The organism is Hydrogenispora ethanolica (assembly GCF_004340685.1).
Lineage (GTDB): Bacteria > Bacillota > UBA4882 > UBA8346 > UBA8346 > Hydrogenispora > Hydrogenispora ethanolica.
Map to the genome: position 1 here is coordinate 23634 of NZ_SLUN01000052.1, position 9407 is coordinate 33040.

At 56.5% G+C, this 9407-nt stretch carries 9 protein-coding genes; 6 read left to right on the forward strand and 3 right to left on the reverse strand.

Annotation, left to right across the window (positions count from 1 at the left end; translation table 11 throughout):
• Positions 1-32: 32 nt before the first annotated feature.
• The 5 genes from EDC14_RS24725 to EDC14_RS24745 all read left to right on the forward strand — a co-directional run bounded on the left by EDC14_RS24725 (position 33) and on the right by EDC14_RS24745 (position 7022).
• On the forward strand, positions 33-1217 hold the full coding sequence (locus tag EDC14_RS24725; RefSeq protein ID WP_132017515.1) for a hypothetical protein: 1185 nt from the start codon (positions 33-35) through the stop codon (positions 1215-1217).
• Between the two features lie 15 nt (positions 1218-1232).
• On the forward strand, positions 1233-2627 hold the full coding sequence (amrA, locus tag EDC14_RS24730) for an AmmeMemoRadiSam system protein A (RefSeq protein ID WP_132017517.1): 1395 nt from the start codon (positions 1233-1235) through the stop codon (positions 2625-2627).
• Positions 2628-2840: 213 nt separating this feature from the next.
• Positions 2841-3845, forward strand: coding sequence for an AmmeMemoRadiSam system radical SAM enzyme (gene amrS, locus EDC14_RS24735; RefSeq protein WP_132017519.1), 1005 nt, complete (start codon positions 2841-2843; stop codon positions 3843-3845).
• Positions 3846-4058: 213 nt separating this feature from the next.
• Positions 4059-5717, forward strand: a complete 1659-nt coding sequence (locus tag EDC14_RS24740) for an NAD+ synthase (RefSeq protein WP_132017521.1) — start codon at positions 4059-4061, stop codon at positions 5715-5717.
• 114 nt (positions 5718-5831) lie between these two features.
• Positions 5832-7022: an iron-containing alcohol dehydrogenase gene (locus EDC14_RS24745; protein ID WP_132017523.1), complete on the forward strand. Its 1191-nt coding sequence runs from the start codon at positions 5832-5834 to the stop codon at positions 7020-7022.
• A gap of 183 nt (positions 7023-7205) precedes the next feature.
• Here EDC14_RS24745 and EDC14_RS27625 read toward each other — a convergent pair whose 3' ends face one another.
• The 3 genes from EDC14_RS27625 to EDC14_RS24755 all read right to left on the reverse strand — a co-directional run bounded on the left by EDC14_RS27625 (position 7206) and on the right by EDC14_RS24755 (position 8169).
• Positions 7206-7334, reverse strand: coding sequence for a hypothetical protein (locus EDC14_RS27625; protein ID WP_279388797.1), 129 nt, complete (start codon positions 7332-7334; stop codon positions 7206-7208).
• 263 nt (positions 7335-7597) lie between these two features.
• Positions 7598-7858, reverse strand: coding sequence for a HEPN domain-containing protein (locus EDC14_RS24750; protein ID WP_132017525.1), 261 nt, complete (start codon positions 7856-7858; stop codon positions 7598-7600).
• Positions 7855-8169 carry a nucleotidyltransferase domain-containing protein gene (locus EDC14_RS24755; RefSeq protein WP_132017527.1) on the reverse strand — a complete coding sequence of 105 codons (315 nt, stop codon included), beginning with the start codon at positions 8167-8169 and terminating at the stop codon, positions 7855-7857. Before EDC14_RS24755 ends, EDC14_RS24750 begins: the two co-directional genes overlap by 4 nt.
• A gap of 872 nt (positions 8170-9041) precedes the next feature.
• Here EDC14_RS24755 and EDC14_RS24760 point away from each other — a divergent pair.
• On the forward strand, positions 9042-9359 hold the full coding sequence (locus tag EDC14_RS24760; protein WP_207930790.1) for a hypothetical protein: 318 nt from the start codon (positions 9042-9044) through the stop codon (positions 9357-9359).
• Positions 9360-9407: the final 48 nt, after the last annotated feature.

A 9407-nucleotide genomic window follows, 5' to 3' on the forward strand; every position in this document is an offset into this window, starting at 1 on the left:
AATAGTTTCAGAAAATGCCTGGAGGTATTGGCTTGAGACTATTCTGGGTTTGCATTTTGCTTTTGACGTGCTGCCGGCCGGTGTATGCCGCCTTGGACCAGGGGGCCGCGCGGCTCGGATATCAAATCGATTGGCGGGAAGAGGAAGAGCTCCGGAACAAGTTTGATCTGAATCTGCGCGGCAAAGCCGACTGGCTCCGCTACGATGTGGCGGGTTCGTTCTACGCTCCGCAGCCGGATTCCGGGGATTCCGCTCTCAATGTGAGGCTGGATTTTCCGCGCTGGAACAAGAACCTCAAGCTGCACTCGGGAGTCAAGTGGAATGAGGATTACCGTTATTTCAGCGAGCGGCTTTATTACCGCTGGTTACCCAGCCGCGACCTCCATGTCGACCTGGATTATACCTGGCAGATCCGGGAAGCGGAAAGGGCGGAGTCGAGCCGCTATGAATACCATCTGAACCAGGAGGAGCTCTCCGCGTATTATCTGTGGGAAACCTGGCGGTTTTTCAGTAGCGTACTCCATGCCCAGAAGACCTACCCGGCTCAAAGCATCTATACTTCCACCAAATGGCAGTTGGAGGAGGACCTCAGCTGGCAATGCCGCGGCGATCTGCAACTCGGTTTCGCCTACCGCGAAGTCACCGGCTTTTATCCTTTCGATAAAAAGATCAATTATGACTACTGGCGCTGTTATTATGAATTCCGGAGCCGCTTCAGCCCTTCGCCGCGGAATGATTTTTTTGGGAGCTATCGCATCAGCCAGTGGGAGAAAGGACTGCGTCCCTATCGCGATGATCGGAAGCTGAAATTGAGTTGGACGCATGATCGACCCCAGAAAACGAGGATTCTCGTAAAACTGGAATTGGAGGACATCGGTTACCTTGCGGATCCCGATGATATCCAACCCGTGCCGGATGAGGATGACGAGGACGAAGCGGAGGATGAAGCGGCCGAGGAGGATTATCATAGCCGTCGCTCGGCGATTCTGAGCCTGGAATACCGGAAGACATTGTCCAAGTTTTCCTGGACAACCCAGGTTTTCTTCCGCCGTACCGATTATCGGGCGGACGCGGTCCCCGATAGCGACGCCAGCGGAGTCATCGTAAAGCTCCGCTGGAAACAGCGGCCTTGGGAGCTTCATTCGGAATGGGCCCCTTTTGGCGGGAGCCGTTCCCTCACCGCGTATTACCGTTTGAAAATGGTTTACAATATCTAGGGAAGTGATGTCAGAATGATCCATTTGGGCGCGTTGGTGCCTCATCCGCCGTTAATCGTGCCCGGGGTGGGCCGGGAATCGGAGCGGGCCAAAGTCGGGGAGACCATCCGGGCCTTGGGTGAGGTCGACCGGCTGCTCGCGGAGGATCCGCCGGAGACTCTGGTGGTTTTCACTCCGCACGGCACGGTTTACTCCGATGCGGTGGTGATTTATGCCGATGGCGAGCTGACCGGCGATCTGCGTCAATTCGGAGTTCAACAGGATTGGCGCTGGGAGAATGATCCGGAGCTGGTGGAGCGGATCGCCGCTGTCGGGCGTACGGCCGGCTTGCCGGTATATCCGCTGCCGCAACGGGAGGCGGCGCGTGGCCGGGACGCCGGATTGGACCACGGCGTGCTGGTGCCCCTTTCTTTCTTTGATCCGTCCTGGGCCGCCCGGGCCAGACTGGTGGTCATTCCCTTGAGTTTTCTGCCCTTGGAGGAGTTGTACCGGTTTGGAACGGCCGTGGCCGAGGCCGCCGGACAACTGGGCCGGAAAACGGCCATCATCGCCAGCGGCGACCTGTCCCACTGCCTGCAGCCCGGAGCGCCCGCGCCCTATGACCCGCGCGGCGCCGAATTCGACCGGAAGCTCATGGAGCTGTTGCGGGAGGAGGACATCGCCCGCTTTTTCCGGCTCGATCCGGTCCTGGTGGAGAAGGCGGCCGAATGCGGCTTCCGGAGCTTGATTATGCTATTGGGGACCTTCGACGCGAAGGAATTTCGGGTGAAGGTCCATAGTTATCAGGGGCCGTTCGGCGTGGGCTACGGCGTCGCGACCTTTCATCCCACCGGAGCGTCCCGGGAAAGCCTGGTCCCGGAGCTGTTCGGGCAGAGAGCGGCGGCGGTGGCGGCGCGCCGCGCCGCGGAGAGCCCGCTGGTCCGGTACGCCCGGCGGGTGGTGGAGGCCCATGTCCGGAAGCAACCCTTGCCGCAACCGGAAGAGTTGGACGATTATGCAGCCGAACGGGCCGGGGTCTTCGTCTCGCTGAAAAAACACGGCCAACTCCGGGGTTGCATCGGGACCATCGAACCGACCCAAGCGAACCTGGCGGCGGAGATCCGCCAGAATGCCATCTCGGCCGCCAGCCACGATCACCGTTTCGACCCGGTCGAACCGGAAGAACTGGCCGATCTGACCTATAGCGTCGATGTCCTGCAAGCGGCCGAAGCCATTGACGGTCCGGACCAGCTGGATCCCGATCGCTATGGCGTGATCGTCAGCCGGGGCGGCCGTCGGGGCTTGCTTCTGCCGAATATCGAAGGGGTGGAGACCGCGGCGGAGCAAGTGGCGATCGCCAAACGCAAGGCGGGGATCGGCGCCGACGAACCGGTTCAGTTGGAGCGGTTTGAAGTCGTTCGGTATTATTGAAAAGTGTTCGTAGTTCGTGGTTGTTGATGCTGATTCAGGATGTTGATTCAGGTTCGTGGTTGTTGATGCGGATTCTGAATGCTGTTTCAGGTTCGTGGTAGAAATACCAATTATCAGCTACAAACTACTAACCACTAACCACCAACCACCAACTCTAGACAGTCATTACCAACCCTCAACTTTACAAACTACCAACCACAAGGCAGTGATGGCATGATCGAAGCCAGGTATTATGAAATTTTACCAGAGGGCCAGCTGATCTGCAGGCTCTGCCCGCAGCAGTGCCGCATCGCGCCGGAAAAATCCGGCTTTTGCCGGGTCCGGTCCCATCGCGAGGGCCGGCTGACGGCGGAGAACTTCGGCCGGATCGCCAGCATTGCTCTGGACCCGATCGAAAAGAAACCGCTCTATCATTATTACCCCTGCCATTCCATCCTCTCGGTGGGCACGATCGGTTGCAACCTGGCCTGCCGGTTCTGCCAGAACTGGCAGATCTCCCGGGAAAAGGCGCCGACCCAAAGCCTGGACCCGGCCCAACTGGCCGGACTGGCGGTCCGGGCCAGCCGGGAGCATGGCAGCATCGGACTGGCCTATACCTATTCGGAGCCGGGGGTCTGGTTCGAGTTTTTAATGGCCACGATGCCGCTGCTCCGGGAACGGGGGCTCAAAAACGTACTGGTCACCAACGGCTTTCTGCAGCCGGAGCCCTGGGCCGACCTGCTGGAGTGGACCGATGCCGCCAATATCGATCTGAAGGGGTTCGATGCCGGGTATTACCGGCGTTTGTGTTCGGGAAGCCTGGAGCCGGTGCTCGCCAATATCCGGGCCGCGGCCGGCCGGATCCATCTGGAACTGACCACCTTGATCATTCCGGGCGAGAATGACCGGCCGGAGGAGATCCGGGCCCTGGCGCAGTGGATCGCCGATCTGGACCCAGAGATCCCGCTTCATTTGTCGCGGTATTTTCCCAACTATCAGCTGACCGCGCCGCCCACGCCGCTGGAGACGATGGAGGAGGCCCACCGGATCGCCCGGGAGTATCTGCGCTTTGTTTACCTGGGCAATACCGGCGGGGGTAACGATACTCGCTGTCCGGAGTGCGGCGCCGTGTGGGTCGAGCGGAACGGCTACCGGACGAAGCTTCTTTCAGGAGCGGATTGCCCGGGATGCGGCAGGAAAGTGAGTCTAGTCCTGGAGGATGAAGAAGGAGGCGGCTGATTCGGCCGTCTTTTTTGATCGGGTTTTCATCCCCGCGGGACGGAGGCGCTTTTAACAGAATGGTCTATTGTTTTCCGGTCGCCAAGTGATATAATTGGTAATTAATATCATGATCGTCCCCTCCGGCGCTTGCGGCGCGCTGCCGGAATTCCGGCGGTGGCGGGGGAAGAATGGACCGTATCATCAAGGAATTCATTTTCCAGGGAGGATCTCATGAAGATAACTATCGGCCAGGTCAATGCGGTGGTCGGCGATGTGCGGGGCAATTCGGCCCGGATGAAGGATGCGCTGGCGCGGCTGGCCGGGCAGACCGATTTGATCGTCTTTCCCGAGCTGGCGCTGGTGGGCTATCCGCCGAAGGACCTGCTGGAGAAGGCATGGTTCATCGACCAGGTCGAAGCGGCCGTGGCGGAATTGATTGACTTTTCGGCGGGGTATCCGGAGACGGGGCTGCTCGTCGGCGCGCCGTTGCCGACCGGCCGGAGCACCGGGAAGGCGCTGGCCAATAGCGCGCTCCTGATCTGCGGGGGCCAGCTCCTTTTCCGGCAGGATAAATCGTTATTGCCGACCTATGATGTATTTGACGAAGCCCGCCATTTTGATCCGGCCGACCGGGTGGGAGTGGTCGGTTTTAAAGGCGAAACCCTGGGCATCTCCATCTGCGAGGATGCCTGGAACGATCCGGAATTCTGGCCCGAACACTTGCTGTATGAGTTCGACCCCATTCAGGAACTGGCCGATCAGGGCGCCACGGTACTGATCAATATCTCGGCCTCGCCGTTTCATATGGGCAAGGACGATGTCCGCTTCCGGCTGATTCAGAATCACGCCCGCCGGCACCGCTTGCCGTTCATCTTCGCCAATCAAGTCGGCGGCAACGACGAACTGATCTTCGACGGCGGCAGCATGAGCTTTGACGGAGCGGGCCAACCACTCTCGGTCGGACCCTATTTCAGCGAGGAATGGATTACGGTGGATACCGCCCGGCGGGGAGATCCCGGATTGCACCCGCCGCTGGACAAAGTGGCAGCGGTGTACCAGGCCCTGGTCCTGGGGATCCGGGATTATCTTCAAAAGTGTGGTTTCAAGCGGGCGGTGATCGGGCTGTCGGGCGGGATCGACTCGGCGCTCACGGCCTGTCTGGCCGTGGCGGCGCTGGGCAAGGAGAATGTGTTGGGGATCACCATGCCCTCGCCATACTCCTCGGGTGGGAGCGTCAACGATTCGCGGGAGCTCGCCGCCAACCTGGGCATCGAATTCAGGGAGATCTCGATCGTGAAAACCTTCGAGGCCTATCTGGAGACTCTGGCGCCGCATTTCGCCGGGAGCCAGCCCGATGTGACCGAGGAGAATATCCAGGCCCGGATCCGCGGCAACATTCTGATGGCCTTCTCCAACAAATACGGCTACCTGGCCCTCTCCACCGGCAACAAGAGCGAGCTGGCGGTGGGCTACTGCACGCTGTACGGGGATATGAGCGGGGGCTTGAGCGCCATCTCCGACGTGCCCAAGACCTTGGTCTATCAACTGGCGGAGTATGCCAACCGGGAGCGGGAGCTGATTCCGCGCTCGACCCTGACCAAGGCCCCTTCGGCGGAATTGCGGCCCGATCAGAAGGATCAGGACAGCTTGCCGCCGTATGATATTTTGGACGCGATCCTCCAGGATTACGTGGAGGAGGGCCGCTCGGCCGAGGAGATCGCGGCGCGCGGCTTCGATCCGGAGACGGTACGCTGGGTCATCCGGACGGTGGACCGCAACGAGTACAAGCGCAGGCAGGCGGCCCCGGGCTTACGGATCACCTCCAAGGCGTTCGGAGCGGGCCGGCGGATGCCGGTGGCCAAGCGCCTCAACGAGCGGGCCTTGCGGTGAATCCCATGGGGGTTTCCCAAAGGGATCTTTGGTACGGATGGAGCCGTGAAAGAGCGCGCTCCTTTGACGTTAGCGGACGGAAACTTGAAGCGATTGCGGAACGGAGGAAAGTCAATGAGTCTGAACTTTTCTTATTACATGCCGACCCGGATCCTTTTTGGCCCGGGCAAACTGGCGGATTTGGCCACCACGGAGCACCTGCCCGGCAAGAAGGCGCTGATCGTCATCGGCGCTTCGGGCTCCATGCAAAAGCTCGGCTATCTGGGCCGGGTCGTGGATTACCTGCGGCAGAACGGCGTCGAGGCGGTGGTCTATGACCGGATCCTGCCCAACCCCGTGGCCGAACATGTCGAGGAAGGCGCGGCGCTGGCCCGCCGGAATCAGTGCGACTTCGTGCTGGGCCTGGGCGGTGGCAGCACTATCGATTCGGCCAAGAGCATCGCGGTGATGGCGGTGAACCCCGGTCTTTACTGGGATTATGTCCATGGCGGCAGCGGCGGCGGGAAGACCCCGCCCCACCGGGCCTTGCCGATCGTCGCCATCACCACGACCGCCGGCACCGGGACCGAGGCGGACCCGTGGACGGTGATTACCAAAAGCGATACCCAGGAGAAGATCGGCTGGGGAAGCAAAGATACCTTTCCGGCGCTGTCGATCGTCGATCCGGAGCTGATGCTGTCGGTGCCGCCCAGGACGACCGCCTACACCGGTATGGACGCCTTCTTCCACTCGGTCGAGGCGTACCTTGCCACGGTCCGGCAACCGGCCAGCGACCATCTGGCGCTGGAGGCCATCGGCCTGATCGCCCGGTACCTGCCGGCGGCAGTCCGGGACGGGAACGACCTGGAGGCCCGCACCCAACTGGCCTGGGCCAATACCGAGGCCGGGATCTGCGAATCGTTGTCCTCCTGCATCTCCCACCATTCGATGGAGCACGCGGTCAGCGCCTTCCACCCCGAGGTGGCGCACGGCGCCGGACTGACCATGCTCTCGGTGGCCTACTTCACTTATCTGGCCGAGCGCTGTCTGCCGGAGCGTTTCGTGGCGATGGCCGAAGCCATGGGCGAGAGCACCGCCGCTCTGCCGGAAGCGGTCAAACCGTTCGCCTTCATCACCGCCCTCCAGAAATTGATCGATGCCAGCGGGCTGGCGGACGAGAAGCTGTCCGGTTACGGAGTGCGGCGGGAGGAATTGCCGGCCCTGGCCGAGAACTCCTTCCACACCATGGGCGGATTGTACCAGGTGACCCCGGTCCCGCTGTCACTGGCGGAGGTCACCCAGATTTACGAGAATGCCTACCGGTAGGTTGAATATTCATGGATACCAGCGGCCTCCGTTCCTCGCGAACGGAGGCTTTTGAGTCCTTTGGAATTCTCTCCGTTCATCGGTGCGGAGGAATCTCTGTTTTTTATTTTTACCCCTTGAACAAAGAACAAACCTCGCTTGGAAGCAAGTCGTTGATGTTCGAAAAAAACAAGTTATCCATGCTCATTTCAATCTCTGCAGGACGAAATCTTTAACTCTCAATGCCAGGGCAAAGGCATTTTTGGTTTCATCAACCGAAGGGATATAAAAATCATCGGCATAGCGCGCTTCCACGGCATATTCGGTAAGCAAAACAGCTTCTTTTAGAAGCGTTGTGATAAACCCTGTCCGAAGGCCAGGGTGAACACAAAAGCTCAGAGAAGCAAGGGATAAAGTCGGTTTTAATATCCTTTTGCAGGTCGAATCGGAGTGAAAGAGACTTTATCACATGGCTTTTAGAAGCGTTGTGATAAACCCTGTCCGAAGGCCAGGGTGAACACAAAAGCTCAGAAAAGCAAGTGATAAAGTCGTTTTTTAGTCCATTGAAAGGATGATTTCCGAATTTGAGGACTTTATCACATGGCTTTTAGATTAACGAATGAAGTATCGATTTGAGAAGCGGCCTCAATTAATCGCTCGATTTTATGGGTCTTTTCCGGCGGAATCCCCTGGTGGGTCAGGTAGGCTTTCAGATATTTTTCCGCCGCTTGTTGGCAATGAAAACAGATGGAATCGGTAATGGGTTCATCCATTTTCAGCAGTTGATCCGCGGTTTTAAGATCGTTTTCAGCCTTGATAATCCATTTTTTCGGCATGACGTTTACATCTTGCGTCATAATTCCACGCCTTCATGAAAAATAACTTTGGAAAGAGTAGGAAGATCTTTTTCCCATAAAAAATCCGCCTCGTTTTTTATCAGAAAATCGGCATTATATCCCCTTCGCGCGATTTCCCAGCGCAATTCGGTCAAAGCCTTTAGTTTTTCAGGACGCTCCAAGGTTCTCTTGGTCAAAATGGCAAAATCCATATCACTCTCTTCCCGCGCCGTTCCTTTCGCATAACTGCCAAAGAGAATGACTCCTGTTGTCTCCGGAATTTTGTTGATGATGATATCCTTGATTGCATGAAAGTCTTTTTCAGTATACATGCTTCAATCTCCCCGATGAATCTGGTTTTACGACATCTTGCTTTTCAGGTAATGATTATTTTTATTATACCACAACCCTGTAAAACTTTAACAGCCAATCGCCGGCCGGCTCAACTTCCATGATTAAAAGATTATCAAACTCCGCCACCGTTCATCGTTTTGAGCAAGTTTGTCTTATCCACAGCGCATTCATCCTCGGTTATCGCAGATCCATCCCCGGTTGTCTTGCATGGATGCCCGGTTATTGAGCATGGTCCCTTATCCACAGTGTATCCACACCCGGTTGCTGTGCATGCTTGCACAGTAACTGTGTAAGCATGCACAGCAACCGGGCATCCATGCTGATTCACAGTGCGGGCATGCAAGGTTACCGTGTATCCTGACACGGTCGCTGGGAATGGATACGCGGAAACCGGGCGAAGAGGCGTGATAACTGTGGGATAATTGCTTTCGAATAAAGTTTTGATATCGAGAATGAAAACGGCTCTTTCTGGTAGAGATAAATCTCGTTGATGATGCGCTTTTATCAATTCAATCGTTGCAATTAATACGATTTTAAAATTCATAACAAAATTAACAATCGGTTGAATGGAAGAATCAGAGTAAACAGATTTTTGGGAATATGGAAAGCGTTTTGCCTTTGACGAAATAATCTTTATTTATCGCGTTTTTCTCCTGAAATCGGATGATTTTTCTTGGAAATTTTGTAACTTATGTATCTTTCAAACATTGCTTCGATTCGAAATGGATGTTATTATTTATAAAAATTGTAACACGATTTCACAAGGAGTGATTTGCGGCGCATCAATCGTTTCTATGCCGTCCTGCGGTGGATAAAGAAAAATTGCACAATGGAAAAAGGAGTATCGGATATGAGAAGTTCTTCAAGACGGATTGAAGCCATCTTTGTTATTCTGGCCGTTTGGCTATTGGCTTTATGGGTGCCGGAAGCGCCCGCGGCAAACGGCAAATCGATTCTAGTTGAGGACGTGACCGGCAGAAAAGTCCAGGTGCCTCAGCCGCTGAAAAGAGCAATCTGGCTCGAAAAAGGGGAAATAATGTATGCATTGGGCGTTACCGACAGGCTGTGCGGAATCGGAACGAGCAATGACGGCAGATTCCATGCGGAGTATATGAACCTTTTCACTACTGTCCGGTTAACGAACACAAGCAACCTTGGGAACCCTTGAAACCATTGATGAAAACACGCATCTGAAAATTTTTCGATTTGAATTCCG